The organism is Algoriphagus lacus, assembly GCF_003583985.1.
GTDB classification, from domain to species: Bacteria; Bacteroidota; Bacteroidia; order Cytophagales; family Cyclobacteriaceae; genus Algoriphagus; species Algoriphagus lacus.
The window spans coordinates 289,879-314,755 of the sequence record NZ_QXML01000005.1; the positions used below are offsets into that span (position 1 = coordinate 289,879).

Below are 24,877 nucleotides of genomic sequence, written 5' to 3' on the forward strand. Positions count from 1 at the left end.
GGCTTTACCTCTGATCGAGATAAAGCCTTTTTAATTATTGATTATCATAAGTTTAAAACAGTTCTACTCAAGTGAACTCTTACCACTTCTCAAAGACTACTTTTTAAGATTCTTGTATTTCCCAAACCGATATCCAATCAGAAACTGATACTTATATCCTAAAGCCCAAGTGTCCAATGTGCCGGATGAATTCAATTCCTTTTGGTCAAGGAGGTCATCTAACATGGGAAATTTTTCAATTATGGCTTGAAGAATTTCATTTTCAACATTGTCCGGGTCAAACTCAAAATCTCCATTCAATTGAGTTTTGAAATTGTATCTGGAGTAGGAAGGTCCTATCAATACCAAGTCAATCGACCACCGATCGTTAAAGACAAATTGATAGCCTAATTGTGCACCTACACTGACGATATTCAGCTTTGAATTAAGATTGGCTTCTTCAGGAACATCTGTTCCGGAGTAGACAATTTTACGGTCCGATTTGAATCCTAAAGCAGTAACGTATGGTCCAATGTAAACTCCCCTTGGGGCTGCAAATTTATTTTCCTTTTGAAGGTAAAACCGGTACTCGCCTCCAAATTTGTAACCATTCCGGTTATCTTCTTTTTTTCCTTCGACATTTTCCCCAAAAGAGGCCATTTTGGGAAATTCCTGATATCCAGCAGTCACGACAAAGCTTTGATTTCTTTTGACCACCCGCTCATATGATAAGTTGAGTGCATTGCGATAAAGTAAATTTCCTGTCAAATCGATTTTGAAGGTGTTTCTGCGCAAACTCAAAGCGGTGGTGTCCTGCGCTTGGGAAAATTGCACTGAAAGGACAACAAGAACGAAAAAGAGAACGGTTCTCATAACATGGATAGGGGCTGGTGATAAGTCTTTTTTGTTTGAATTTCGAGGTTTCTTTTTTAATTAACCGGAATCCAACTCATGAATTCTGATGATTAAAATCATGTTTTACCTGGGGAAAAATGAAATTCGATGCTTGATTTGAGTTTGGTATATTGACCTGAAAAAATGACCTCCTGTGAAAGACAAATTACTCATTGACATCCAATCTGCAAGAGTCCAACAGGGAGGGATCGGGGTTTTTGAAGCTCTGGACTTTGCTTGGAAAAAAGGACAACACTGGGCCATCATAAGCAATTCCGGAAAAGAACTCACTGCTTTTTTGGAAACGCTAAGAGGAAACACCGTAGTGTCATCCGGAGAGATCACCCGTCATTTTGCATCCTCCTACCTTCAAAAAAAGAATCTCGATGGACAAGTCCACAGCTTTCGGGACTTGATGTCTTATGTTTCCCAAAAGTACGAGCTGAAAAACCGTTCAAATCAGCAGAACTTTTACTTCCAACAGCGATTCAATTCCAATAAAGCTGAGGATGCATCGACTGTAAAGGAATACTTGCAACAGGTACAGCCTCATCAAACCGGACCCTGGACTCTAGAAAAAACCACTCAGATATTGAATCTCAGTCATCTTCTTGATCAATCCTTGCTAAAACTATCCAATGGGGAAACGCGAAGACTGGTTTTGGCTTTGGGACTGATGCGTCAGCCAATGATTTACCTGATGGATCAACCTATGACCGGACTTGATGCACAAACCCGTGCAGAGTTTGGAGGCATTCTGAGGGCGATAATCCAAGCAGGGGTTCACGTGATGATTACCACTTCACCAGATGAAATCCCCGAGGGAATCACCCACGTGGCCAAATTAAACTCTTCCGGTGTTTCTCAGACTTGGACCCGCGAAGCTTTCCCCCATGAGGAACATTCCTCGGATAGGTTAAACTGGGATTGGGGGCTCTTGGAAAAACTGGTTCCCCAATTGCCTCCATCCAATGAAAAGTTGATCCAACTGGATGAAGTATGCATTCGATATGGAGAAAAGAAAATCCTACAACACCTATCTTGGGAAATACGAGCTGGTGAACGCTGGCTGCTAAAAGGTCCCAACGGCTCGGGAAAGTCTACCTTGATCAGTCTGCTAATCGGAGAAAACCCTCAGGCATACTCACAAAAAATTAACCTTTTCGGAAGAAAAAGAGGCACCGGAGAAAGCATTTGGGATGTCAAGCGGCCAATTGGATTCATGGCACCTGAACTCAGTCGTTTTTTTCCAACCAACCAAACCTGCCGCAAAGTGATCCTTTCCGGATTGTTTGATACTATGGGCTTGTTTAAAAAAACAACTCCTGAACAAGAGTCAACAGCTGAGTCCTGGCTGAAACTTTTTGATCTTGATCAAGTAAAGGACATTCCCATCCAACGACTTTCACTTGCCCATCAGCGATGGACACTTCTAGCTCGGGCATTGATCAAAAAGCCCAAAGTCCTGATTTTGGATGAGGCGTCTCAAGGCTTAGATGACATGCAGCGGGTACTTTTCAGAGAGACGGTACAAAGAATCTGCGAACATAGCCAAGTGGCCCTGATCTATGTTAGTCATTATCCCGAGGACGTACCCGAAGCGGTAGACAAGGTCAAAGAATTGACCCAAAACAGCTGATTCAATCTGGGCTTTAATCCATTCCTAGGCAGAGCTTTTCTTTTTGGGAAAGATTTCCTAACTCAATCATCAGATGAGTTAATCATGAAAAGCCGAAGAGATTTTATTCAAAAAGTCACCGCCGGACTTGCTTTGCCTGGTTTGGTAAGCTTTGCTCCTTCGAATGAGAAAAAGGTGCAAAAAATCAATCAGAATCTGACCAATGAGGAATTCTGGGATCAAATCAGGGGACAGTTTCCGCTAACCAAAGAACGGGCCTACCTGAATAACGGGACTTTCGGCCCGGCTACCTACTCTGTCATGAAGGCAATGGAAGAGTCCTACCTCCACATCAATACCACTGGGGAATACGGGCATACCGATCAGGAGCGAGAAAAACTGGCTTCCTTCCTAGGAGTCAAAACCAACGAACTCAGTCTCACTCACAACACCACTGAAGGCATCAATATCATGGCTTGGGGAATTTCCCTCCAAGCCGGAGATGAGGTGATTGTCACCAAACATGATCATGCCGGAAATGCCCTCCCTTGGCTCAATCGGGCAAAGCTTCACGGTATTGTTTTGAAAACTTTCGAACCAAAGGCCACTCAGGAAGAAAATCTGACTCTTATTCAAAGTCTAACGACCCAAAGAACCAAGGTTTTGGCTATCCCCCATGTCACCTGTACCACGGGTTTGGTCTTTCCCATCAAAGAAATCTCAGAATTTGCCCGAAACCGCGGGGTAATCACCGCGATCGATGGTGCACATGGCGCAGGATCTTTTAACCTCAATATAAAGGACCTGGACTGCGATTTCTATGCGGGATGCTGTCACAAATGGATGAACGGACCCAGTGGGACTGCTTTTTTGTATGTAAGGGAAGATATGCTTGAGCGCTTGCAACCTTTTCATATCGGAGGAGCAAGTGACTCCGGTTGGGACATGACCAGTATTCCACCGATTCTCAAAGGCTATGCTGAATCAGCGCATCGGTTCGATTACGGAACCCAAAGCACCACGCTGATGAAAGGCGTCTCTGCTGCGATCGATTTTCAGCTTGAAATCGGGAAAGAAAAAATTGAATCCCGAGTCAGGGAATTGAATCAGTACCTTTTCGAAAACCTTTTGCAATTCGGAAATAAAATTGAAATGCTTTCCTCAGCAGAGGCCAAATCCAGAATCTCAATGGTCTCTTTCCGTCCAAAAAACGCCTCTTATCAGCAAGTTGGTAATGAACTGGGAAAAATGGGCTTTCGAATCCGGCAAGTTCCTGAAGGTGGAGTCAATGCGATCCGAATTTCTACCCACATTTACAATTCCAAAGAAGAACTGGACAGGCTTATCCAAAAACTTCCCGGGATTTTAGGTTAAGGTTTTTTCGTTTTGGGAGGCTTGGCTTCCACCTCAAATTTCCTAAAGATGGCAATATCCGAAATCAAGTCCAGCGGTAAAGGCTTGTTGTGAGGGAATTGGATGGCTCCCTTGCTGGTTTGGTATTCTTCCAGTTCCTTTTTGAATTCACTCACTCCACTGTTGGTTGGATATAATCCAATGTGATTTTTTGCTGCAGCGAAATAGACAAGAACTTCGGATGTTCTGATTGCCGGCATATGGTAACTTATAACCTCTTTGCCTTCCGGTATTGCCTTTTTCAAAGTCTCCCGAATCAATTCAAGCCGGGCTTTTAGATCACCGGTAAACCAATTTATATACTCCTCCACAGATTGAGCTTTAGGATTCATAATGGCATTTTTTGGCTTATGTTTTTACTAAAGAATGAGCTATTTCCTGTTGTTTGATTAATAAAACCTGGTAAGCCCCATTACTCTAGGACAAGATAACTAAACGACTTCGTTTAAAGAACTGGTGTCATTATCCTTAAATCAAATCCCTTTTTACACCCTGATTGTCAATTGTTTTACATTCAATTTTAGTCAATCCAAAAAGTCTAAAATTCCCATGCAGAATGATTTTAATCATGAATTTTCATTCACCAAGTATGTTTATTTGCCTCTGTTAATTCAATTAAAAATTCATTTGAACAAACCAAACTAAAACGACAATGAAAAGTAATTTTTCAAGGATGTTGCTGGCAATGACAGCAAGCCTTGCCCTCTGGAGTTGTTATCCTGACGGAATGGAGTACTACGAGGACACGGACATTACGTACACGACGTACGATGTAGATTTTGATTTCAGTGCACGAAACACCTATTCCATTCCGGACAAAATTGTGATTGATGTAGAGATCGAAGATGGAGACACCACTTTTGTTTACATGAAAGACGTGTACGCCAAGCCGATCCTGCAAAACATAGAGGCCAACATGGCGAACTATGGTTGGACTAAGGTAAATATCAGTCAAAAACCTGATGTCGTTGTCACTCCTGCAGCGATGAAAAATACCACGGTATTCTATAGCTACTGGTATGATTGGTGGTATGGCTACGGATGGGGTTGGTATTATCCTCCTTACTATTCTGTTTCCACCTACACCACTGGCACGGTAATCATTACCCTGGCAGATCCAAATATTGATAATCCGGTAAACAGATCACAAGCAGCATGGATTATGGCTGCCAATGGACTTGCATCCGGTGTTGGGGATATTACTCGGGTGACTGATGCGATTGATCAGGCTTTTGTTCAATCTCCATATTTGAAAATCAATTAATTTCTAAAGTCATGAAATCGAGCTCGACACGTAATCGTCATACCATGCAACGAATATCAACGATGCGAGATTCCATCTGACCTTAAAAACAAAATATAAACAGATGAAAAAGTTTCTAATAATATCAGCCTTTTTGGTAATGGTACTGGCTTCCGTAGCCAATGCCCAAAGCCTGACTACAACTTCCTACTCCATGGGTCTGGCGACAGGTGATATGGGGGATTATACCTCCAACTTTAGCGGTAGAGGTTTTACTCTTGATTATCGTAAGATGGTGCAACCTAATCTGGGCGTAGGTTTTTACACCGGATGGAATGTGTTTTATGATGAAAGACCATATGACACATACACAATAGACAACCGCACCGTTAGCGGAAAGCAATACCGATATGTCAACAGCTTCCCTATCATGGTGGCTACTGATTACTTCATTAAGCCTGGAGAAGATTTCAATCCCTATGTTGGATTGGGGGTGGGTACGATTTACACCGAAAGAGCTACTGACATGGGAATTTACCGATTTACTCAGGATGCATGGAGCTTTGCCTTCACTCCCCAAGTCGGCTTCCTTTACTCATTGAGTAGATATGCCGGTATCAACTTTTCAGCAAAATACAACCTGGGATTGGCCGCAGGTGATTTTGAATCAACTCAATCTTACGTGTCGTTCAATATCGGCTACGTATTCATGGGTAATTAATATTTGGTTAGATTTTTTATCCGCAGAGGATGGTCAATGACCATCCTCTGCTTTTTTTTACATCAATAATCGGACTGTCAAAAATGAATCAATTCCTAAGAACAATTCCCGCACTCCTCCTTACTGTGGTAGTGAGTTCCTGCTCCACCATGATGCAGACCTATTCATACAAAGCAAAAGGGGTCGATTTAAAAGACTACAAAACTTATGCTTGGGTCAATTTGGAGCACTTTGTGGAAGAAAACAAGGAAGGGGAAAAGCGCTATGCGCGCTATATCCTGGATTTGGCCAACGAGGAACTTTTGGAAAAAGGCTTCAAACTGGATGTGGAAAATCCCGATGCTGTATTTCAGTTTGACACGCGAATCGAAAATCGAGTTTCCTACAATCAATCTCCCTCGGTAAGTGTGGGCGTCGGAATAGGAGGCCCGGGATATTATGTGGGTGGTGCCATGCCGGTGGGCGGAGGTCAGATCACCCAAAACAACTACGAAGAAGGTATCCTGACCATTGAAATGTACGAACCTAAAACCGGCAAGCTCCTCTGGAGAGGCTGGGCGGAAGAACAAATTTCATTTGAAACCGATGTGGAAGGAGATTTAAAAAAAGCAGTCAGTCATATTTTCATGAAGCTACCCGTAAAGCATAAAGAATGATTTTTTCCCTATCGAATGACTTCACATTAAACAGCCGGGCTATTAAACCCGGCTGTTTTTTTTAGTTGCCTTTGGATCCTGATTGCGGAACAAATCTCGCAGTCAAATCCGGGTCGGGCATATCCTTATCCAGTGGATACATGGGTCGGATGATTCGTTTGTGTCCCAATCGCTCAAGATCCTGATCCACTCCACCCGGAGTCTGAGCCATGATCCAATCCCCCCGCATGTCGTACAATTCCGGAACCAGATATCCGATTTTCACCATCACAATATCTGTTTCCCTAGGATTAAGCCCCAAATCGGTAAAGTCCTTTTCATAATGATAAGGTTTTCGCTTTTTGGTCACGATCACATGAACAGAGCCCACTTTGACCACCACTTCGACCTCAGCGTCTTTATCTCCGTCTTTGATCGCTTCAACAGTTCCTGAGAGCAAAATCGGAGGAGCAAATCGGTTATCAACCGCAGCTCCTACCATCCCTTCCACCTTCCCTCCTATTCCTGCAACAATTGCTTTTTCTACCAACTCAGGACCGGGAATGGAAGCATAAATCAATGAAGGCCCCTTATCTGATTTGAATTCAGGTCGCTTCAGGATTTCCTGCAAAGTCCAGGTCACATCCCCTGCTCCCCCAGCCGTAGGATTATCACCCATGTCAGAGATCATGAAAGGACGCTTCTCGCTGCCCAAGGCCATTTTCAAACTTTCATCCAAGCTTGCTACTGGTGCTACGAAATCAAATTGGGATCGCACTTCCCAAAAGCTCTTTGCCAAGTATTCGGCTGCGTTTTTTACTTTTTCCTGATCGTCTCCGGTGACCATGACCACTGCATGGTTTCTCGGTTCGTCTGCCCAGGCGTAACCAATCCAAATCGCCGCATCGATGATTCCCTCGTCTTTTGTTACAGGATCGACTTTAGAATATAATCCCTTTCCCGGCTCAATTCGGGTACTTGTCTTTTCGCCGGGAAGCAAAATCGGAACCGGAATCCATGCTTTGAATTCAGGCTTTCCTTTTCCACTTTCCAGTCTTTCCAATAAGTTTTCCACCGCCCGCTTTTTGGATTCCATGGCATCCTCATGGGGCGCCATTCGGTAGCAGGTGATCAGGTCGGAGTTTTGAGCAAGCACCATGGATACATTTCCATGCAAATCCATGGAGGTAGAAATGATTGTTTCATACCCTACCACCTCACGAACTCGGGTGATAAAATCTCCCTCAGGATCGTCCAAGCCCACCACGCTCATGGCACCATGAATGTCAAAGAATAGTCCGTCGTAAGGAAGGTTGGCTTTAAGCCGTTCGAGTGTTTGAGTTACCAGAGACTCATACGCTTCCCTCGTTACAATGCCGCCCGGCAAAGCATGAGCTCGAAGTGTAGGAATCCAAATCGCCCGCTTTCTGTCAGCAGAATCGGGAGCCAAAAAGGGATAAAAGGTAAACACATCTTCATCCACTCGGGCTTTGAAAGCTTCTTCATGAGTTTGGGCAGGAGAAAATGTGCTGGACTCAATTGCCAGTCCGGCAATGGCAATTCTTGGAAGGGAAGTTTGTTCTTCCTTTTGTGTGCAGGATCCAAAAAGGAATATCAGAGGTAAAAATGAAAGGATGATTTTCATAAGGACAGGGTTTCAATTTTGAATTAACCTATAAATTCTTCCCTACCCAAAATCAACAGGTGGATTAGTTCTTTTCCATGGGAAAAACAGCAAAAACAAAGAAACCAGGACATTCTTGAAATATAAGTTTGCGGCATTTTCTATTTGGAATACGAAGGACTAAATTCCACTTTTCTAAATAAAATAGACTGCAAAATGCCTGACGAAATCACCCTCTCCGAAGCCCAAGCCCAAGTCGACCACTGGATCAAAACGGTCGGGGTCCGGTACTTCAACGAACTTACCAATATGACCATCCTGATGGAGGAAGTAGGAGAATTAGCCCGAATCATGTCTCGAACCTATGGGGAACAATCTTTCAAAGAATCCGACAAAGGAAAGGATCTGGGCGATGAAATGGCGGATGTACTTTGGGTGTTGATCTGCCTGGCCAACCAAACCGGCGTGGATTTGACAGAGGCTATGAAGAAGAACTTTGAAAAGAAGAATATCCGGGACATTAACCGCCACCGGGACAACGAAAAACTCAAATAACCCCAACTTCCTAAAGTGAAACTAGAAGGAAAATCCATCATTGTCACTGGAGCTACCAGCGGAATGGGAAAAGCAATTGCAGAGCTTTTCATCCGAGAAGGGGCATCTGTGATCCTAAGTGGAAGAGACACCGAACGAGGGCTGGACCTTGTAAAAAGCCTCAATGAATTTGGAAAAAAGGCGGTTTTTGTAAAAGGGGACATCTCCAAGCCGGAAGTCAATGCTCGGCTGGTCAGTGAAGCGCTACGGCATTTTGGAAAGTTGGACATCATCGTCACCAATGCCGGAAATCTGGGCATCGGATCGGTGACCGATATTTCGCTGGAGGAATGGGATTACACTCTTGCAACCAATCTCAATTCCGTGTTTTACCTCAGCCGGTTTGCGATACCGGAATTGAAAAAAACAGGAAAAGGAGTAATCCTGATCAACAGTTCCATCGCTGCCTTTAAGTCTTTTCCAAACCATGCGGCCTATTGCGCCAGTAAAGCTGCCTTGGTTGCATTGGTGAAAGAAATGGCATTGGATTATGGGCCCGAAATCCGGGTGAATACGATTTGCCCCGGACCGGTGGACACACCTTTGATTTGGGATTCGGCCAAAGCCTTTGAAAACCCTGAATCAATTGTCCAACAAACCGCCAACAACACGCTGATGAAGCGACTGGGAAAACCGGAAGACATCGCGTCCCTGGCTCTTTTTCTGGTTTCAGAGGAAGCCTCATGGATCACGGGATCAGCATTCACGATTGATGGAGGCATCTTAACCAAATAGAATTGATGAAGCAAGTCATTTTTCTTTGCCTGCTTTTTTCTCTTTGCTGGACATCTTTTGCTCAACAATTGGAGAAATCAGGAAAAAAACAAAAAACAATCTCCCTGTTCAACGGCAAAAATCTGGAAGGTTGGTACACATTTGTTCAAAATCGGGGGAGAGACATCGATCCAAAAAAGGTCTTTACGGTGCAGGATGGCATGATCCGAATATCCGGAGAGGAATGGGGCTGCATCACCACCTTGGATGAATTTGAAAATTACAGACTGATCGCAGAATTCAAATGGGGAGATCAAACCTTTGAACCTAGGGTAAATAATGCCCGGGACTCCGGAATTTTACTTCATTCAGTCGGGGAAGACGGAGGATCCGAAGGCATTTGGATGTATTCGATCGAGTGTCAATTGATCGAAGGAGGCACGGGGGATTTTATCGTGGTGGGTGACGGATCGGAAAATTTCAGCATCACCAGCCCAGTAGCGGAGGAAAAGCAAGGAAGCTCACCTGTTTTTTTACCGGGTGGAAAAGAAACAACTGTAAACCGTGGGAGAGTTAATTGGTATGGCCGGGATCCGGAATGGAAAGACATGATCGATTTTCGAGGAGCTCAGGATGCGGAAAATCCCGTTGGTCAATGGAACCGGATAGAATGTATGGTGGAAAGAGATAAAATCAGCATTTTCCTTAACGGAAAACTAGTCAACCAAGCATCCGGAGTAAAACCCAGCAAAGGAAAAATTCAAATCCAATCCGAAGGCGCTGAGATTTTTTTTCGAAAAGTGGAATTGAAGCCATTAATAATCAATTAAGACCAAGCTAAAAAGGCCTCGGCTTGAGAATCAAAAAATGCCCGGAATTTCTTCAGGGCATTTTCTTTGTGATTTAGCTTAATTCTCTTTCAGCATTTGATAAATCTCGTCCTTCAATCTTAGACGGGTAATTCTTAAATGGTTTGCCGTTTCGTCAGAGGCTGGCTCTGAGTCTGACTCAATCCTGTAGATCTCATGATCTACCTCATCGTAATGATCGTATAGCTTTTTGAAGTGCTCATCTTCCACCTTCATGGTGTGGATTTTTTCTGCAAATTCCGGGAATTCTTCCGTCAAGGGATGCTTTCTAAACATGATTTTATGGGTTTTGTCTTTACACAAGGTTAGCCCCGAGAGCTCAAAAAAATCATGACAAAGGTCAGGCTGTTGCAAGACTTTTTACTTTATACCTAACATAGATAGGCTATTTAACCCCTACCAAAAAACCTCTTCCGTCGACTTTTACTACCAATTCATACAAGTCCAAAGTCAGGCAAAAATCAATATCTGATTCTATTCCATGGTTTTGCAGGCGCTTTGCATGGGAAGCCTGAGACAGGTAACTTTTTAGATCATGGCCTTCTTTTTCAAAAAGGGATTTCATAGCCAAAGCCCCATCTTCATCGGCATAATGCGTCGATTCCAAGGACTTAACCAAAGCACCGGCATAGAGGGAATCCTCCAGATTAAAACGGCCCTTCCATCCAGCACAGTGGATCAAGACGTCTTTTTCTTTTTTCTGGATGTAGGTGACAGTCGCCTGAAGATTTGGAAAAGATCCGATTAGGATTTCTTGAGCACCTCGGGACTTTTCGATGGCCTGAGTCCCATTGGTCGTAGTCATGGCAAGCTTTCGGCCTGAATAGTTACCTTGGAGATAGGCCACGGGGGAATTCCCCATTTCAAAACCCGGAGCTGTAAGTCCATTTCGCTCACCTCCGATCAGGAAACCTTTGTCCTGCATTTTTCGACAGGCCTCCAAATCGGCAAAGGGAAGAATTTCCCGAACTCCATGTGCCAAGGCGGCAACCATGGTGGAAGTGGCTCTAAAAATATCCACCACCACCACAATTTTGCCTCGCAACTCATGCAAGTGAATCAGCTCAGGGCTGAAGCAAACCTCAATTTTATTCATTAAGCCTTCAGAAGTGGAAGTTTTTCGACCTGAGCTTTCAAGTTTTTATTACGGATTTGGATAAAAATCTCAGTTCCGGGCTTGCTGAATTCAGTTTTGACATAGCCCATACCGATACCTACGCCCATACTTGGAGACTGAGTTCCTGAAGTCACCTCACCGATTACTTCTCCAGCTGAATCCACAATAGGATAGTGACCTCTTGGAATACCTCGCTCCTGCATGATAAACCCAACCAATTTCCGGGAAACTCCCTCCTCTTTCTGTTTTTTCAGTGCTTCCGAATTGGTGAAATCCTTGGTGAATTTGGTGATCCAACCCAAACCTGCCTCAATTGGAGAAGTGGTGTCGGTAATGTCATTGCCATACAGGCAATAGCCCATTTCCAATCTCAAGGTATCTCTGGCACCTAATCCGATGGGCTTGATGTCAAAATCTTTTCCTGCTTCAAAAATCGACTTCCACACATGCTCGGCATCTGCATTTTTCACATAAATCTCAAATCCTCCCGCACCGGTGTAACCTGTACCTGAGATGATCACATCCTGAACACTGGCAAATTCACCCACAGTAAAATGGTAAAATTTCACTTCCGAAAGGTTGACCGGAGTCAATGACTCCACGGCTTCAATCGCTTTTGGACCTTGGACGGCAAACAAACAATACTCATCAGAAGCATTGGTCAACTTCGCTCCCATGGTATTGAATTTATTTATCCAAGCCCAGTCTTTGTCGATGTTGGACGCATTGACAACGAGCATGTATTTTTCGTCAGAAAACTTGTAGACGATCAAATCATCCACGATCCCGCCAGTCTCATTGGGAAAGCAGGAATACTGCGCCTGACCCACGACCAACTTGGACGCGTCATTGGAAGTCACTTTTTGGATCAATTCCAAGGCATGAGGGCCTTCCACAAAAAACTCACCCATGTGAGAAACGTCAAACACTCCTACCCCATTTCGCACGCAGAGATGCTCTTCGTTGTCCGAACTGTAGCGCACGGGCATGTTGAAGCCTGCGAAAGGAACCATTTTGCCACCAAGGGCTACATGAAGGTCATTTAAAGGAATGTTTTTGACTGGATTTTCCATATTTGGGTCGTTTTTAACGTGGGCAAAGGTAAGGATTGAGGGCGATTTGGACGCTGTGAAAAATGATTTTATCCCAAAGTATTTACATAAAAAAAGCAGCTTTTTGAGCTGCTTTTAATAGAGTTTGTAAAATGGATTATAATTAAACCGAGAAGCTTTCCCCGCATCCGCAGGTACGGCTCGCATTTGGATTGACAAACTGGAATCCTTTGCCATTGAGGCCATCTGAAAACTCCAAGGTCGTGCCGGCAAGGTACAGCAGGCTTTTTCGATCCACTAGGATTTTGACTCCTTTGTCTTCGAAGACATGGTCGGTATCCGCCAGCGTGGCATCAAATCCCAGATCATACATCAAGCCGGAACAACCCCCGCCTTTCACAGAAACCCGGATATTTTCATTTTCAGCCCGGCCCTCCTCTTTCTTCAGTTCGAGAATTCTCTCTTTGGCTTTGTCAGAAACGGTGATCATACTTTTATACCTTTACTTATTGATATTGCTTTCGAATGTGTGGAAAACACACCCCATTTGAAAAAGATTCAACCCAAAGATACAAAATAACCTCATGAGGAAAATTGAACATATCGGAATTGCTGTCAAAGATCTTGAAAAATCCAATGAGCTCTTTCGAAAACTCCTTGGAAAAGAACACTTTAAAACTGAAACTGTGGAAGGTGAAGGCGTAGAAACCAGCTTTTTCCAGGTAGGAGAAACCAAGGTAGAATTGCTTCAAGCCACCCGTTCGGACAGCCCTATTGCCAAGTACTTGGAGAAAAAATCGGAAGGCATACACCACATTGCCTTTGATGTGGAAGACATTCACGCTGAAGTAGCCCGACTCCAAGCCGATGGATTTGAAATCCTGAATGAAAGTCCAAAAGAAGGTGCCGACAATAAATTAGTGGTATTTTTGCACCCGCGAAGCACCAACGGGGTGTTGGTGGAATTGTGCCAGGAAAAAAAGTAGGCAATTGGCAGTCGCAGTAAGCAGTCGGCGGTAGAAAGTCAGAAATCTGAAACCAAGTTAGCCTGATCACCTGAGAGACGGGAGTCTCGAAGTCGAAGGCCCATCCAAAGCTTTGGGCAATGGCTCGTAAATCGTAATTCAAAAATCGTAAATCCAAATGTCAAATAAACGAACTGAAATAAGTGAATTGGGCGAGTTTGGCCTAATTGATCATCTGAATAGTCAAGTTAGGATCAAAAACACATCAACCATCAAAGGTATAGGCGACGATGCCGCGGTGATAGAAGCCGGTGATCATGTCAAAGTGGTGACTACCGATCTGTTATTGGAAGGAGTACATTTTGATCTTTCTTATGCTCCATTGACTCACGTAGGATTCAAAGCGGTTGCGGTCAATGTTTCAGATGTGGCGGCGATGAACGCGATTCCCAAACAAATCACGGTAAGTATCGCGCTTTCCAATCGCTTTTCAGTGGAAGCGGTAGATGCACTTTATGAGGGAATCAATGCCGCCTGCGAACATTATGGGGTAGATTTGGTCGGAGGAGACACCACCGCTTCAAGAGGTGGATTGATTATTTCCGTCACTGCCATTGGCGAAGCAAAAAAAGAGCAACTCAGTTATCGATCCGGTGCTAAAGTCAATGACATTCTTTGCGTAACAGGGGATTTGGGAGCTGCATTGGTTGGCCTTCAAATTTTGGAGCGGGAAAAGCAGGTTTACCTAGCCAATCCGGATATGAAACCTGATCTGGAGAAATATACCGTTGTGACCAGCCGTCAGCTGAAGCCTGATGCTCGGATGGATATTATCCATGAACTGCGGGACTTGGGTGTAGTTCCAACCTCAATGATGGATGTTTCGGACGGGTTGGCTTCAGAGATTTTCCATATCTGCAAAGCATCCCAAGTTGGTGCAACGATTTACGAGGACAAACTCCCGATTGACAAGCAGACCTTTGACACGGCAGTTGAGCTGAATTTGGATCCGATTACCTGTGTCCTGAATGGCGGAGAGGACTACGAGTTACTTTTCACTATCGATCAAAAGGACTTTGCTAAGCTGGAAAAGCATCCCGATATCCACTTTATCGGTCACATCACCAAACCGGAAGAAGGAAAGTACCTGGTAACAAAAAGCGGAACCGCAGTGCAATTGAAAGCCCAAGGCTGGAAGCATTTTTGATTCAAGGAAGCCTGTTTCTCATCAGGTAGTCCTGGGGTCTAATGCTGTCAGTCCGGTCATAGAGATAATTCCACTGCGACATGTAGTGATCTGCCGGAAGAAACTGATCTTTTCGCTCATCCAATTTTGCTTGCAACAGGTTCTCCAGTTCCAGTTGTAAACCCTTGAATTGAGGATTATCAACCAAGTTATTGAGTTGATAAGGGTCGGTTTGATTGTCATAAAGCAACCAGGGACCTTGCAGGTCTCTTACGTAGGTGTACCGGACTGTCCGAATCCCTCGGTATTCCCTACCCCCATTTGAAAATTGCCATTCGTGAAAAGGAACCGGAAGCATGATCAAGGTTCCATCCGAGGAAATATCCGAACCCTTCAGCAAGTCATCTGAGAAATCATTCCCTTCAATCGTTTTTGGGATGGGAATATCACTCAAACCCAAAAGTGTGGGGAGCAAATCTGGCGTTCCTATTGGATTTTTTATCCATCGGGAAGTCGACCCTAATTTTTTAGGATAGCGAATCAGCAAAGGAACCTGAATGGACTCATCCCAAGGCCTTTGCTTTTTCAATACACCCTTAGACAGCAACATGTCCCCATGCTCGGAAGTGAAAACGACCAAGGTATTGTCTGCTATTCCCAGGCTGTCAAGAGCCCGAATCAATTTTCCAAAAGCATAATCTACGGCCGTAGCATGGGCATAATACCCTGCCAAAACCCTTCTTGCACTGTCTTGCAGTTCCTCTGGCACATTAGGCCTGAGGGTCAATTGAGAGGCATTGTAAAGCTTTTTGAATTCATCAGGTGCTGAAAAATACGGGTCGTGAGGAGGCCCATAAGATAGTACTAGGGCAAAAGGCCGGGTTCTATTTTTCGAGATAAAACTTATTGCACTATCGGTCTGGGGAAACACATCATATCCCTGCCAGGTATGTTTTTCATCTTTTTCATCAAAGTAGAAGCTGTTGTTATAGTTGTGGGTGACTTCTCTGACTTTCCAATAGTCGAAGCCCTGTCTTCGGTCCGCCGGCACAGGCTTGTCTCTGCCGCTAAATGGATCCTCCCCACGCTGATGCCCATTCAGATGCCATTTCCCAATGTAGCCGGTTTGGTATCCTTCATTTTTGTAGATCTCCCCTAAGGTCAAAGCCTCATTTGGAAGTGGCTTATCATTGTAAAAAATCCCATGTGTCAAAGGGTATTGGCCTGTCAGAAAACTAGCTCTCCATGGAGCACAGACGGGTAATGTTGCAATCGAATTCTGAAAAATCAGGCTTTCCTGGGCAAATTGATCCAGATTGGGCGTTTTGATTTGCGTATTTCCTGCATAGCCCATTTCCTGAGCCCTCCATTGGTCAGCTAATATAAAAACGAGGTTAGGTTTTGATTGCTCAGCCCCAGAAGAATCAGTAACATATTGAGAATCCGGGGAATCGGAGTTCAAACAAAAAAATACAGTGGCAAGTAAATTCAAGAAAAAACTCATCATGGCGGTTTTTTCATTGAAAATAAAGATCAGCGAGGATTAACCATCCTGCTCAATCGCAAGTCAAACCCTGTTTTTCGTATCGATCACAATTGTCACAGGTCCGTCATTGACCAGGCTGACTTTCATGTCTGCCCCAAATTCTCCCGTTCCGATTGATTTCCCTAATTCTGTCTCCAATGCCAGGATCATCTTTTCATACATGGGTATTGCGATATCAGGTTTAGCTGCTTTGATGTAAGAAGGCCGGTTTCCCTTTTTGGTGCTGGCGTGAAGAGTAAACTGGGAGATCAGCAGAATCTCCCCTCCAACTTCCAATACGCTGCGGTTCATAACGCCATTTTCATCCGGAAAAATCCGAAGGTTCACGATTTTCTTGGAGAGCCATTCGATGTCTTCGGCTCCATCCGCCTCCTCTACTCCCAACAAAACCATCAAACCCGTCCCGATTTGAGCCTTGATTTTTCCTTCGATTTTTACCGAGGATTCGGATACACGTTGAATGACTGCAATCATTTGCTGAGGTCTTGCATTTCACCGGAAGTGATCACTTCCACTGGATTGAAAACTGTTGTCAGGGCTTTTTTCACCATAGATTTAGCCACTTGATGATCATAAATCGGCCGGTAATTTTTAAAGAGTTTCAGCCATACCATTGGCTTCATGAAAACGGTCGCTACTAGTTCGCCAAATCGAAACTCATGCCTCTGACCCAATAAAAGCGAGGGTCTAAACAATCCCAAATAGTCAAATTGAAAGCTTTTAAGATCCTCTTCAGTTTCTCCTTTGACTTTGTTGTAAAAGATCGAAGATTTGGCATCAGCGCCCATGGCGGAAACATACAGGAATTTTTTCGCTCCAAGTTTTTTCGCCCACTTGGCAAATCCTATCACCAAATCGTGATCAACTGCATAAAATTTCTCCTTTGACCCGGCTTGCTTGATGGTGGTACCCAAGGATGAAAAGGCATGGATTTCAGCCTTGTTTCCCAAAATAGAATCCAATAAGGAATGATACTCCCCTCCAAAAGCCTGTGATTTGACTTTTTCTTCCCAGTCCCAAGAGTTGAGCTTTGCCAAATCCCCATCGATTTGGATGAGTTTATCATGCTTGAGGGCAAGTTTCCTTCGGCCTACACTTAGCACATATTCATAGGCTTTGCTATGAACCAACTGGTGAAGCAACTGCATGCCAACCAGACCTGATGTACCTGAGATTAACGCGATTTTCATGGAAGTAAAGTAGATTCAATTAAGGGAAAAAGCTCGGATTCGAGGTCATGATTTTTGTTTTTGGCGTACCAAAGGTGAATTTCTTCCAAAAATGCTGAATAGGGAAGTCCTTTGGCGTCATGTTTATATTCCTTATGCCGATTCATCAGGTAGCTTGGCTTTGGTCCCCACATAAACAACTCCACTTTCAGATCCTGAGTAAAAGCAATCAACTTCGGAATGGACCGCGCCCCGTTGGTCAGGTAGGCATCCATGATCTCAGGATATTCGTCCCGCATAATTATTCTCAGGCTGATCAGTGGATTCAGCTCCTCCAACTTGGCCATGTAAGGAATGGACTGTGCCCCGTCTCCGCACCAGGCTTCGGTGATGACCAACCAAATTTGTGGTTCCCGGATAGATTCAATCAATTGGGCCATTTTTGAAGAAACCTTGGCCGTCTTGTTCCACCGGTTCATCCGCTGAAGACACATCCGGGTATAATCAAGGTAAGCCTGACTTTGATTTGCGCCGGTGGTGCGGTTTTCTGTCACCAACTGCTCTGTGAACCTGACAAAATCCGGATAAGAAAATGCTTTTTCGATCACCTGCAGGGTGACGGGATGGCTTAAAAACTCCATGAACTATAATTTGGAAGACAAACAGCGTTACTCAAATCTGAGTTCGCTCCCATTCCAAAAAGCGCTCTACTTCGTCTTTTACCTTGGCATAAACTGCCAATACGACGGATATGTCATCCGCAAAACCAAAAAATCCGAGAAAATCAGGCACCAAGTCAATAGGCGAGAGAAAATAAACCAAAGCCAAAACGATCATTCCAAGGGTACTGACGGCGATTTTATGCCCGCCAGTAACATGGGCCTTGATCATCCGGACAAAAATTGAGATCGGTGTTGTGATCAGTTTGACTTTAGGATGATCGGCAAGTTTGGCCAGCTTTTTTCCCACATTTTGGATCAACTCAACCGCCTTGTGCTCCTGACGGATAATCGCCTGGACCTGCTTACCAAAAAGAGATTTGGCTTTGTCGAGGATTTCTGTTGTCTTACCGGTGAGCGTTGTCATGGGTTTAGAAATAAAGTTGAATTTCTGATTTAACCTGGCGAAGTGCGTAAGTGATGGCGTCGTTTTTCCGATCCAAAGACTGGGCAAAGATGGCTCGCGCCAAATCCATTCCACTTGCCTCGGCTTCAAGTGACTGACGGCTGAGGTTCAAAATCGTGGTCACATCTTCTACTGCCCGTCTCACTGCCTCCCAGGTTTCTTCCGAAAAATAAACCTGCTGGCTCAAGTTGTGGTTGAACTCCTCTCGAACTTCCGCCAAAAGCATTGGGTGTAGTTCCGCCGCCGTAAACTGACTGGGATTGGATCGACGAACCAGATTATTGGGAGTTATGCGCTCCAGCAGCAAACAAAGACGCTCCGCTGCCTGAAGCCGAATGGGAAGAACCACTTGGGTATTTTGAGTTTTTAGATCGACCAGCATTTTCTCCCGCTCTTTGGAGAGAAAAGACATGACGACCAAGTACATCCCATAAAGCACTGCACCCGCAGGAAGGATAATTTTTAATAAATCCAGTAAGTATTCCATTTCTGTGAATTAGTATTCGAATATCAGTATTTGGTACTTGTCAAAAAACCGGCCGTTTCGATAATTTTGACAGAACTTCTGAACCAAAGACCGGAAAAACCGATTTTCCTTTCATGCTAAGTCCTATTCAAATCACCTCAAAAGCCGAAGCTGAAATCAAACATATCATGGCCAATAAAAACATCCCGGCGGATTATTCCCTGCGTGTGGGTGTGAAAGGCGGAGGATGTGGGGGAATGTCCTATGCCTTGGGATTTGACAAGGCAAAGGCTGAAGATCAGCAATTTGAAATCTCCGGAATACCGGTACTGATTGAAAAAAAACACTTCATGTTCCTGATGGGAATGCAGATTGATTTTTTTGAGGGAGATGAAGCAAGAGGATTCACCTTTGTAAATCCCGACATCCCAAAGCGACACGATCTTTGATTTTTTGTACCTTTCAGTCTGATCCTTTTCAAGACTATGAAGTTACTGTTCACGATCGCTTTTCTCCTGACATTTAGTCATTTCCTGCAGGCGCAAGTCCGCCAACTCGAACACAACCAATCCCCTGGGAAAGGGAAGGTGGAAGATCTGAGTTGGATGGTAGGCTATTGGGCCGGGCCAGGATTGGGTGGAGACTGCGAGGAAGTCTGGATGCCTGCAGTGGATGGGCACATGATCGGAACTTTTCGAATGTGGGAAAACGGCAAACTGATTTTCTCGGAATTCATGAATTTGGTTCAGGATGGAGAAAGTGTCTCCATGAAACTCAAACATTTTGGGCCTGATCTGGAAGGCTGGGAAGAAAAGACCGAATGGACCACCTTTAAGTTAATTGAAATTACTGAAAACAAGGCTTGGTTTCACGGCTTGACTATCGAGCGCAAGGACGATCAGTTGCACTTCAGCCTCGCATTGACAGAAAATGGTGTCCGACGTATCGAGGAATTCAAATACACGCGAAAGCCACTTTAATAATCCTCAAATCCCGGTTTCACATTGTCCCAAAACTCATCCAGCGCGATGATTCTGGGCTTGAGAAAGGAAATGATCTTTGGCCAATCAGCCTGCTCCATCACGTTGACTCCGGGAAGCACTTTTTCGATTTTGGAAACAGTCTGCCCCATCTCATTTTTTGAATGAAGTTTCCAATCCCATTCCTCACCCAAACTGGCTTTGAGCAGGTTTTTCAGTTCTTTGAACTGATCAAAAAACAGTTCCTGTAACTCGACATCCGGATGCCCCAATTCAATTCCGATGGAAGCAAATTCCCGCTCTGCTTTCATCCTGAAATACACATCCTTGATTCCTGTCCGGTAATTGGGCCAATTGATTTTTCGGCCTTGGGCATTGGGTACGGGCTTCATGTAGTACCCGAATTTGATCCAGAATTCAGTCCGGATTTTGGAAGTTTCTGCTCGGCTATACATAAAAAGTAACTAGGCAAAATCCTCCGGATAGCAGACCGTCACTGCAGAATACTGAACGATTCCTCCCAAAGCGGGGTGGTGTTTTTTTAAGGTTAGTCGGATGGATTTCACTTTGGGATATGCATGAAGGATATCACCGACGATCAAATGGCCCAGATGCTCCAGCAACTTCACTTTGACATCCATTCGGGCTTTGATCAGTTTGTACAACTTGGCGTAATCGACCGTGTCCTTGAGACTGTCGTGAAGCATAGCCTCTTTGAAATCAGTCTCCAATTCCAGATCCAGCGTAAAGCGATTTCCAAGTATGGATTCCTCCGGATAGACGCCATGATAGGCATGAAACTCTATTCCCTCCAGCGCGACTTTACCCATCAGTCAAATTGATCAAAGAAAGACCCGGAAGATTTTTTGGGATCCTCAGGTTTGGGTTCTTCAGCTTCAAGCTTTACCTCAGGTTGGGCTTTTGCAGGGATTTCCTCTTCAATCGGAGCTTCCTCCTCCACTTCTACCTGAGCCTCTACGTGTGCTGGCTCCTCTTCTACTTCTTCTTCCAATTCCTCCAACGGAAGTTTCTTCTCTTCTTCCAATTCCTCCAACGGAAGTTCCCCCTCTTCTTCCAATTCATGCTGCCAGGCACTGACAGTCTCCTGAGTTTCTTCATCCATCTGAGCTGCTGACATGTCTTCTTCAAACTGCTCTTCAGGTTCTGCATTTGCAGGTGGAACCGCTTGGGTAGCCAAAGCTGCAATATTGGCAACGGTGAAATGACTGGATCGGCTCAGTTCCTCCACCGCACGCTGATAGGCTTTAGCATCGATTCTGAAAAAGTGCGCGTCTGAAAGTTCGATCTGATTCAGTGCGTCCTGAGAAAGTCGCTTCAGACTTTTTACCAAGGCTTCCCGCTGCTCCAACAGTCCTTCGTAGCTACGGACCAAACTCTGCATGCTTTCTCGGATTTCCTTGATGGTTTCTTTTGCTTTTGCTTCAGCGGCAGAGGTAATGATCCGAGCTTGTTCATCGGCTTGTTTTTTTACCTGTTGAGCATATTGATTAGCCTCCTTTGTGGTTTTTTCAGCTGTTGAATAGGCCTCTTTGGTAGTTTGCTCTGCTATGGAATTGGCCTCTGAGATAATCTGATCGGCTGCTTCAGTAGCTTCGGTAATAATACTGGCCCCGGTATCCTCAGCAGTTTTCAGGGTTCGAAAAAGTGAATCCTCCACATCCTTGAGTCGTTTTGCTTCTCCTTCTACCTGCTGAAGCTTGGAGCGAAGATCCAGGTTTTCCTGGTTGATCTGCTCCATGGCAACACTCATTTCCTCGAGGAAATCGGTGACTTGTTTTTTCTCAAATCCTCGGAAGGAGGTTTCAAACGCTTTTTGCCGAATGGCTGTAGGGGATATTTTCATGTGCTTATAATTGTTTTTTAATTGCCACATGGAATCTCGCTATTGAGATCATTTTTCCACTGCGGAAAGGCCAAGAAATGCTCGATTTCATAAATTTTCAGCTTCAATTTGCCAGATAGAAATGGTCCGGTCGTCGGAAATAGACACGACATCACCGGTGTAAGTACTCCAGAGAACTTTGTTGATCGAGGTGCCATGACCGGCGTTTCGCGCTTTATCAATGACCTTCAATAGTTTACAATTTTCAGCATCCCAGACCTTGATGGATTTGTCCATCGAGCAGGTCACCAAATACTTTCCGTCCTCCTTGAAAGATAAAAAATTAATGGCATACATGTGTGCCACGATATTTTCTGAAATGGTGTAATTATCAGCATTCCAGAATTTCATATGTGCATCCCTGGCCCCTGACACGAGCAGTTGCTCATCCGGCGAGTAACTGAGGGCGAAAACGGAATTGGTATGCCCAACCAGGTTGGCAATCGGCTGAAATCCATTGGTCAAATCCAAAATCTTGATCGAATGGTCACTCAGTCCTATAGCCAGTTGACGCTTGCCCGGAGCAATAGACATCACCCGAATACTTTTTGAGCTCAGCTTGATGTGCTTTTTGATTACCCTTTCGGAAATATCCACCACCACCAAAACTCCATCACCGGTTCCGACGAAGATCTCATTGCCAAAAACCTTGATGTCGAAAATGGCCTGATCGGTCAGCTTCAAACTCCAGATTTCTTTGTTTTCATTGAGATCTATGACATGAATCCCTTCAAAATTATGCCCTATGATCAGAAGATTCCGCTCCCGATCTACCTCAAGGGCATAGACTGAATGGGGCAATTTGGCTATTAATTTGCCGTCTTTGGGGAGATCTAGATCCCATTCCACCACCATACCATCACCTGCTCCGGTATAAAAAAATCGGGGATCACTCCCCTCCGTCAATGCATAGATGCAGTCGTTGTGCCCGGTCAGCGTGTGTAATTTATTTACTTGGATTTTTGACATATATTGGACGATCACTCAGCGGCGCCCTTTTGGCCTATGCAAACAAAAATAGAAAAAATTGATTCTTCCTCGGCCCTGGCAGTGAAGATTATCGAGCCTCATGAAGATCAACACTTGGATTTCTTAAGTTTCCGCGAAAAACTCTCCTACGCCAACATTTCCCACCCAGAAAAAAAGAAAGAATGGGCCACTGCCCGGCTGGCGATTTATGATGCCTTGGAGGCGTTGCAAGTTCCATATCCTGGCTTTTTCAAGGATGAGCATGGGAAATCCCAATCCATGAACGGACAGGGATTTGTCTCCTTGACCCACACCCCGGGATTTGCTGGCGCCATCTTTCATAGGGAGCAGCCTGTGGGAATCGACATGGACCTGATCAGGGAGAAAATTTTGGCTATCGGTTTTCGCTTTCTGGATAGATCAGAATTGGATTTTCTGGAAAAAGACCCTGCTCACTACACAATGGCTTGGTCTGCCAAGGAATCCATTTTCAAATGCCAGGGAAAAAGAGGAGTGTCTTTTCGTGATAATATTCTACTGGAGCCCTTTGATAATAAGGCTGAAAAAATCAAAGGAAAAATAAGGGGTACGGACTTTGCAGATCATTATTATACCGTTGAAGTGAGGCGTTTGCAAAATGTAATTCTGACCTACACCACTTGGTAAACACATGAAAAAACTAGCAGCAGTTTTCGTCCTTTTTTTGGGAATGATATTTTCCTCACAGGCTCAAAATCTTAGCGAACTTTCCGCAGTAGATGCGGTGACGGGTTCGCCAAAAGTTCTGGGATCAATGGTCAGCGGAAAGGGCATTGTTTTGATTTTTCATAGTTTGGATTGTCCATTCGCAAAAATGTATGAAAGTAGAATCAAAGCACTGAAAGCAACTTTCCAGAATCAGGGGATTGCCTTTGCTTTGGTAAATCCAGAAAGTGGAACAGGGGAAGCAGATCAAATGCCTTTGAGGTCTTTCATTGACCAAAGCGGATTGAATATGGCATACTTGATCGATGCAGGTCAGGCCTGGACAAAAATCTTTCAAATCACAAAAATTCCTGAAGTAATCGTCTTGGCCCAGGGAGTCAACGGACTTGAAATCAAGTATCGGGGTGCACTTGACAATAATCCTCAAGCTGAATCAGCAGTGACGGAAAAACACCTTGAACGGGCTTTAAACCAGATTTTGAGAGGTGAAAGCCCAACTCCAGGACAAGTCCGGGCCGTGGGATGTAATGTCCGTACTTATTGATTTTCGAGAATCGAAATCATCTCCCTGACTTCGTCCACTTTATTGGACTCTCCCAGTTTTTCAAAGGCATTGCCCAGATTTCTCAAGGATCTGAGGATAATATCCAAGTGGGCACAAGGTTCAAAAAACTCCTCTTTGGGTTCGATCTTGAGGTGCTCCAGGTAGTTGAAAATATCCTGCCTACTGAAGATCAAGCCTTTGTTGAAGGCATTGATGTAAAACGTGATATCGGCTGATTTGTAGGTCAGCACAAAAAGATTGGGCAGGTTTACTCCGTAAATCGGCAATCCAAGTTTTTTGGCTACCAACAGGTAAATCGCGCAAAGGCTGATCGGATTTCCTTTTTTAGTATCCAAAACCGTGGAAAGCATGCTGTTGCCAGGTGAGTGAAAATTCTTGGTATTGGCTGAAAACCGCAGGGTATTGAAAAGGACGTTGTTGATGATTCGAACCTGATCGTAAGGTTGAAGATCATTTTTGAAAGAGGTCCAGACCTCAAAATAAATCTGATGCATTTCAGCATTGAGCTTTGCAAAATCCAGATCCGGATATTGGTATGTGTTGAGAATCCAAAGCCCAGTCAGCAAGTCTCTGTCTTCCGAATCTCTCCATTCCGCCAGTCGGCTTTTTACCAGAGAAAACTGCAAGTCATGCACCAATTCTTCAATTTCCTTCTGGACTTCAGGATTGAAACTCGTCTCCCATTTTTGCTCCAAAAAAGGAATAATCTCTGCACCCATGGAGATGATTTTCTCCCGGACATGGTTTTTAACTTCCATATCCGGATCATCCAACAACGAAACCAATGCGTCCATTTGGGCAGGAGTCAGTTCACTCATGGCAATT

Annotated in this window: 32 protein-coding genes; 14 read left to right on the forward strand and 18 right to left on the reverse strand. The window is 44.4% G+C overall.

Annotated elements, in window-relative coordinates:
• Nucleotides 1–96: 96 nt before the first annotated feature.
• The gene (locus tag D0X99_RS12055; RefSeq protein WP_119478076.1) at nucleotides 97–852 is read right to left on the reverse strand and encodes a DUF3575 domain-containing protein; all 756 of its coding nucleotides are present in this window, start codon (nucleotides 850–852) and stop codon (nucleotides 97–99) included.
• A gap of 175 nt (nucleotides 853–1,027) precedes the next feature.
• On the opposite strand from D0X99_RS12055, the gene D0X99_RS12060 reads away from it, so the two are divergent.
• Nucleotides 1,028–2,512: an ATP-binding cassette domain-containing protein gene (locus D0X99_RS12060; RefSeq protein WP_119478077.1), complete on the forward strand. Its 1,485-nt coding sequence runs from the start codon at nucleotides 1,028–1,030 to the stop codon at nucleotides 2,510–2,512.
• Nucleotides 2,513–2,596: 84 nt separating this feature from the next.
• Nucleotides 2,597–3,865, forward strand: coding sequence for an aminotransferase class V-fold PLP-dependent enzyme (locus tag D0X99_RS12065; protein ID WP_119478078.1), 1,269 nt, complete (start codon nucleotides 2,597–2,599; stop codon nucleotides 3,863–3,865).
• On the opposite strand, the gene D0X99_RS12070 is transcribed toward D0X99_RS12065, so the two are convergent.
• Complete coding sequence (locus D0X99_RS12070; RefSeq protein WP_119478079.1) at nucleotides 3,862–4,236, reverse strand: iron chaperone; 375 nt, start codon at nucleotides 4,234–4,236, stop codon at nucleotides 3,862–3,864. The two genes, D0X99_RS12065 and D0X99_RS12070, sit on opposite strands and share 4 nt — an antisense overlap.
• A 320-nt stretch (nucleotides 4,237–4,556) precedes the next feature.
• Between D0X99_RS12070 and D0X99_RS12075 the strand changes: the two genes are divergently transcribed.
• The 3 genes from D0X99_RS12075 (at nucleotide 4,557) to D0X99_RS12085 (ending at nucleotide 6,524) form a co-directional block, all read left to right on the forward strand.
• The gene (locus D0X99_RS12075) at nucleotides 4,557–5,168 is read left to right on the forward strand and encodes a DUF4136 domain-containing protein (RefSeq protein ID WP_119478080.1); all 612 of its coding nucleotides are present in this window, start codon (nucleotides 4,557–4,559) and stop codon (nucleotides 5,166–5,168) included.
• A 103-nt stretch (nucleotides 5,169–5,271) separates the two neighbouring features.
• Nucleotides 5,272–5,868, forward strand: a complete 597-nt coding sequence (locus tag D0X99_RS12080; RefSeq protein ID WP_119478081.1) for an outer membrane beta-barrel protein — start codon at nucleotides 5,272–5,274, stop codon at nucleotides 5,866–5,868.
• Nucleotides 5,869–5,951: 83 nt separating this feature from the next.
• Nucleotides 5,952–6,524, forward strand: coding sequence for a DUF4136 domain-containing protein (locus D0X99_RS12085; RefSeq protein ID WP_158587703.1), 573 nt, complete (start codon nucleotides 5,952–5,954; stop codon nucleotides 6,522–6,524).
• Nucleotides 6,525–6,585: 61 nt separating this feature from the next.
• Here the strand turns inward: D0X99_RS12085 and D0X99_RS12090 are convergent, their stop codons facing one another.
• Complete coding sequence (locus D0X99_RS12090) at nucleotides 6,586–8,148, reverse strand: M81 family metallopeptidase (RefSeq protein WP_119478083.1); 1,563 nt, start codon at nucleotides 8,146–8,148, stop codon at nucleotides 6,586–6,588.
• Between the two features lie 195 nt (nucleotides 8,149–8,343).
• Between D0X99_RS12090 and D0X99_RS12095 the strand changes: the two genes are divergently transcribed.
• From D0X99_RS12095 to D0X99_RS12105, 3 genes are read left to right on the forward strand one after another with little or no spacing between them, the layout of a single operon-like run.
• Nucleotides 8,344–8,682: a nucleotide pyrophosphohydrolase gene (locus D0X99_RS12095; RefSeq protein WP_199708078.1), complete on the forward strand. Its 339-nt coding sequence runs from the start codon at nucleotides 8,344–8,346 to the stop codon at nucleotides 8,680–8,682.
• 15 nt (nucleotides 8,683–8,697) lie between these two features.
• On the forward strand, nucleotides 8,698–9,456 hold the full coding sequence (locus D0X99_RS12100) for an SDR family NAD(P)-dependent oxidoreductase (RefSeq protein WP_119478084.1): 759 nt from the start codon (nucleotides 8,698–8,700) through the stop codon (nucleotides 9,454–9,456).
• Nucleotides 9,457–9,461: 5 nt separating this feature from the next.
• Nucleotides 9,462–10,265: a 3-keto-disaccharide hydrolase gene (locus D0X99_RS12105; protein WP_119478085.1), complete on the forward strand. Its 804-nt coding sequence runs from the start codon at nucleotides 9,462–9,464 to the stop codon at nucleotides 10,263–10,265.
• A 78-nt stretch (nucleotides 10,266–10,343) separates the two neighbouring features.
• Here the strand turns inward: D0X99_RS12105 and D0X99_RS12110 are convergent, their stop codons facing one another.
• The 4 genes from D0X99_RS12110 to D0X99_RS12125 form a co-directional block, all read right to left on the reverse strand.
• Entirely contained in the window at nucleotides 10,344–10,580 is a 237-nt protein-coding gene (locus tag D0X99_RS12110; RefSeq protein ID WP_119478167.1) for a YdcH family protein, read from the reverse strand.
• A 109-nt stretch (nucleotides 10,581–10,689) separates the two neighbouring features.
• On the reverse strand, nucleotides 10,690–11,400 hold the full coding sequence (locus tag D0X99_RS12115; RefSeq protein WP_119478086.1) for a 2-phosphosulfolactate phosphatase: 711 nt from the start codon (nucleotides 11,398–11,400) through the stop codon (nucleotides 10,690–10,692).
• A complete protein-coding gene (gcvT, locus tag D0X99_RS12120) occupies nucleotides 11,400–12,494 on the reverse strand; it encodes a glycine cleavage system aminomethyltransferase GcvT (RefSeq protein WP_119478087.1) in 1,095 nt (364 codons plus the stop codon). The genes D0X99_RS12115 and gcvT overlap by 1 nt, the downstream gene beginning before the upstream one ends.
• A 142-nt stretch (nucleotides 12,495–12,636) precedes the next feature.
• On the reverse strand, nucleotides 12,637–12,963 hold the full coding sequence (locus D0X99_RS12125) for a HesB/IscA family protein (RefSeq protein ID WP_111394434.1): 327 nt from the start codon (nucleotides 12,961–12,963) through the stop codon (nucleotides 12,637–12,639).
• 94 nt (nucleotides 12,964–13,057) lie between these two features.
• Here D0X99_RS12125 and mce point away from each other — a divergent pair, with 94 nt between their 5' ends.
• The gene (mce, locus tag D0X99_RS12130) at nucleotides 13,058–13,459 is read left to right on the forward strand and encodes a methylmalonyl-CoA epimerase (protein ID WP_119478088.1); all 402 of its coding nucleotides are present in this window, start codon (nucleotides 13,058–13,060) and stop codon (nucleotides 13,457–13,459) included.
• 157 nt (nucleotides 13,460–13,616) lie between these two features.
• Nucleotides 13,617–14,645, forward strand: coding sequence for a thiamine-phosphate kinase (gene thiL, locus D0X99_RS12135; RefSeq protein ID WP_119478089.1), 1,029 nt, complete (start codon nucleotides 13,617–13,619; stop codon nucleotides 14,643–14,645).
• A gap of 1 nt (nucleotide 14,646) precedes the next feature.
• On the opposite strand, the gene D0X99_RS12140 is transcribed toward thiL, so the two are convergent.
• The 6 genes from D0X99_RS12140 to D0X99_RS12165 are packed head-to-tail and all read right to left on the reverse strand — an operon-like array spanning nucleotide 14,647 to nucleotide 18,951.
• Nucleotides 14,647–16,131 carry a sulfatase family protein gene (locus tag D0X99_RS12140; RefSeq protein ID WP_119478090.1) on the reverse strand — a complete coding sequence of 495 codons (1,485 nt, stop codon included), beginning with the start codon at nucleotides 16,129–16,131 and terminating at the stop codon, nucleotides 14,647–14,649.
• Nucleotides 16,132–16,191: 60 nt separating this feature from the next.
• Complete coding sequence (gene dtd / locus D0X99_RS12145; RefSeq protein ID WP_119478091.1) at nucleotides 16,192–16,644, reverse strand: D-aminoacyl-tRNA deacylase; 453 nt, start codon at nucleotides 16,642–16,644, stop codon at nucleotides 16,192–16,194.
• A complete protein-coding gene (locus tag D0X99_RS12150) occupies nucleotides 16,641–17,360 on the reverse strand; it encodes a Rossmann-fold NAD(P)-binding domain-containing protein (RefSeq protein WP_119478092.1) in 720 nt (239 codons plus the stop codon). Before D0X99_RS12150 ends, dtd begins: the two co-directional genes overlap by 4 nt.
• The gene (locus D0X99_RS12155; protein ID WP_119478093.1) at nucleotides 17,357–17,980 is read right to left on the reverse strand and encodes a thioredoxin family protein; all 624 of its coding nucleotides are present in this window, start codon (nucleotides 17,978–17,980) and stop codon (nucleotides 17,357–17,359) included. The genes D0X99_RS12150 and D0X99_RS12155 overlap by 4 nt, the downstream gene beginning before the upstream one ends.
• 31 nt (nucleotides 17,981–18,011) lie before the next feature.
• Nucleotides 18,012–18,425 (reverse strand): YkvA family protein, encoded by a 414-nt coding sequence (locus tag D0X99_RS12160; RefSeq protein WP_119478094.1) that lies wholly within the window; start codon nucleotides 18,423–18,425, stop codon nucleotides 18,012–18,014.
• A gap of 4 nt (nucleotides 18,426–18,429) precedes the next feature.
• Nucleotides 18,430–18,951 (reverse strand): DUF7935 family protein, encoded by a 522-nt coding sequence (locus D0X99_RS12165; RefSeq protein WP_119478095.1) that lies wholly within the window; start codon nucleotides 18,949–18,951, stop codon nucleotides 18,430–18,432.
• A 113-nt stretch (nucleotides 18,952–19,064) separates the two neighbouring features.
• Between D0X99_RS12165 and D0X99_RS12170 the strand changes: the two genes are divergently transcribed.
• Both D0X99_RS12170 and D0X99_RS12175 read left to right on the forward strand, forming a co-directional pair.
• Nucleotides 19,065–19,379 carry a HesB/IscA family protein gene (locus D0X99_RS12170; protein WP_119478096.1) on the forward strand — a complete coding sequence of 105 codons (315 nt, stop codon included), beginning with the start codon at nucleotides 19,065–19,067 and terminating at the stop codon, nucleotides 19,377–19,379.
• Nucleotides 19,380–19,415: 36 nt separating this feature from the next.
• Nucleotides 19,416–19,910 carry a DUF6265 family protein gene (locus tag D0X99_RS12175; RefSeq protein WP_119478097.1) on the forward strand — a complete coding sequence of 165 codons (495 nt, stop codon included), beginning with the start codon at nucleotides 19,416–19,418 and terminating at the stop codon, nucleotides 19,908–19,910.
• Here the strand turns inward: D0X99_RS12175 and D0X99_RS12180 are convergent.
• The 4 genes from D0X99_RS12180 to D0X99_RS12195 form a co-directional block, all read right to left on the reverse strand.
• The gene (locus D0X99_RS12180; RefSeq protein ID WP_119478098.1) at nucleotides 19,907–20,365 is read right to left on the reverse strand and encodes a DUF4268 domain-containing protein; all 459 of its coding nucleotides are present in this window, start codon (nucleotides 20,363–20,365) and stop codon (nucleotides 19,907–19,909) included. The genes D0X99_RS12175 and D0X99_RS12180 overlap by 4 nt on opposite strands.
• A gap of 9 nt (nucleotides 20,366–20,374) precedes the next feature.
• A complete protein-coding gene (folB, locus tag D0X99_RS12185) occupies nucleotides 20,375–20,740 on the reverse strand; it encodes a dihydroneopterin aldolase (RefSeq protein WP_119478099.1) in 366 nt (121 codons plus the stop codon).
• Nucleotides 20,740–21,774 (reverse strand): DivIVA domain-containing protein, encoded by a 1,035-nt coding sequence (locus D0X99_RS12190; protein WP_158587704.1) that lies wholly within the window; start codon nucleotides 21,772–21,774, stop codon nucleotides 20,740–20,742. Before D0X99_RS12190 ends, folB begins: the two co-directional genes overlap by 1 nt.
• An 87-nt stretch (nucleotides 21,775–21,861) precedes the next feature.
• Nucleotides 21,862–22,782, reverse strand: coding sequence for a WD40 repeat domain-containing protein (locus D0X99_RS12195; RefSeq protein WP_119478168.1), 921 nt, complete (start codon nucleotides 22,780–22,782; stop codon nucleotides 21,862–21,864).
• Between the two features lie 36 nt (nucleotides 22,783–22,818).
• Between D0X99_RS12195 and D0X99_RS12200 the strand changes: the two genes are divergently transcribed.
• Together D0X99_RS12200 and D0X99_RS12205 are read left to right on the forward strand one after the other, a co-directional pair.
• The gene (locus tag D0X99_RS12200; RefSeq protein WP_119478101.1) at nucleotides 22,819–23,448 is read left to right on the forward strand and encodes a 4'-phosphopantetheinyl transferase family protein; all 630 of its coding nucleotides are present in this window, start codon (nucleotides 22,819–22,821) and stop codon (nucleotides 23,446–23,448) included.
• 4 nt (nucleotides 23,449–23,452) lie between these two features.
• The gene (locus tag D0X99_RS12205; protein WP_119478102.1) at nucleotides 23,453–24,031 is read left to right on the forward strand and encodes a redoxin domain-containing protein; all 579 of its coding nucleotides are present in this window, start codon (nucleotides 23,453–23,455) and stop codon (nucleotides 24,029–24,031) included.
• On the opposite strand, the gene D0X99_RS12210 is transcribed toward D0X99_RS12205, so the two are convergent.
• The gene (locus D0X99_RS12210; protein WP_119478103.1) at nucleotides 24,025–24,870 is read right to left on the reverse strand and encodes a transglutaminase-like domain-containing protein; all 846 of its coding nucleotides are present in this window, start codon (nucleotides 24,868–24,870) and stop codon (nucleotides 24,025–24,027) included. The genes D0X99_RS12205 and D0X99_RS12210 overlap by 7 nt on opposite strands.
• Nucleotides 24,871–24,877: the final 7 nt, after the last annotated feature.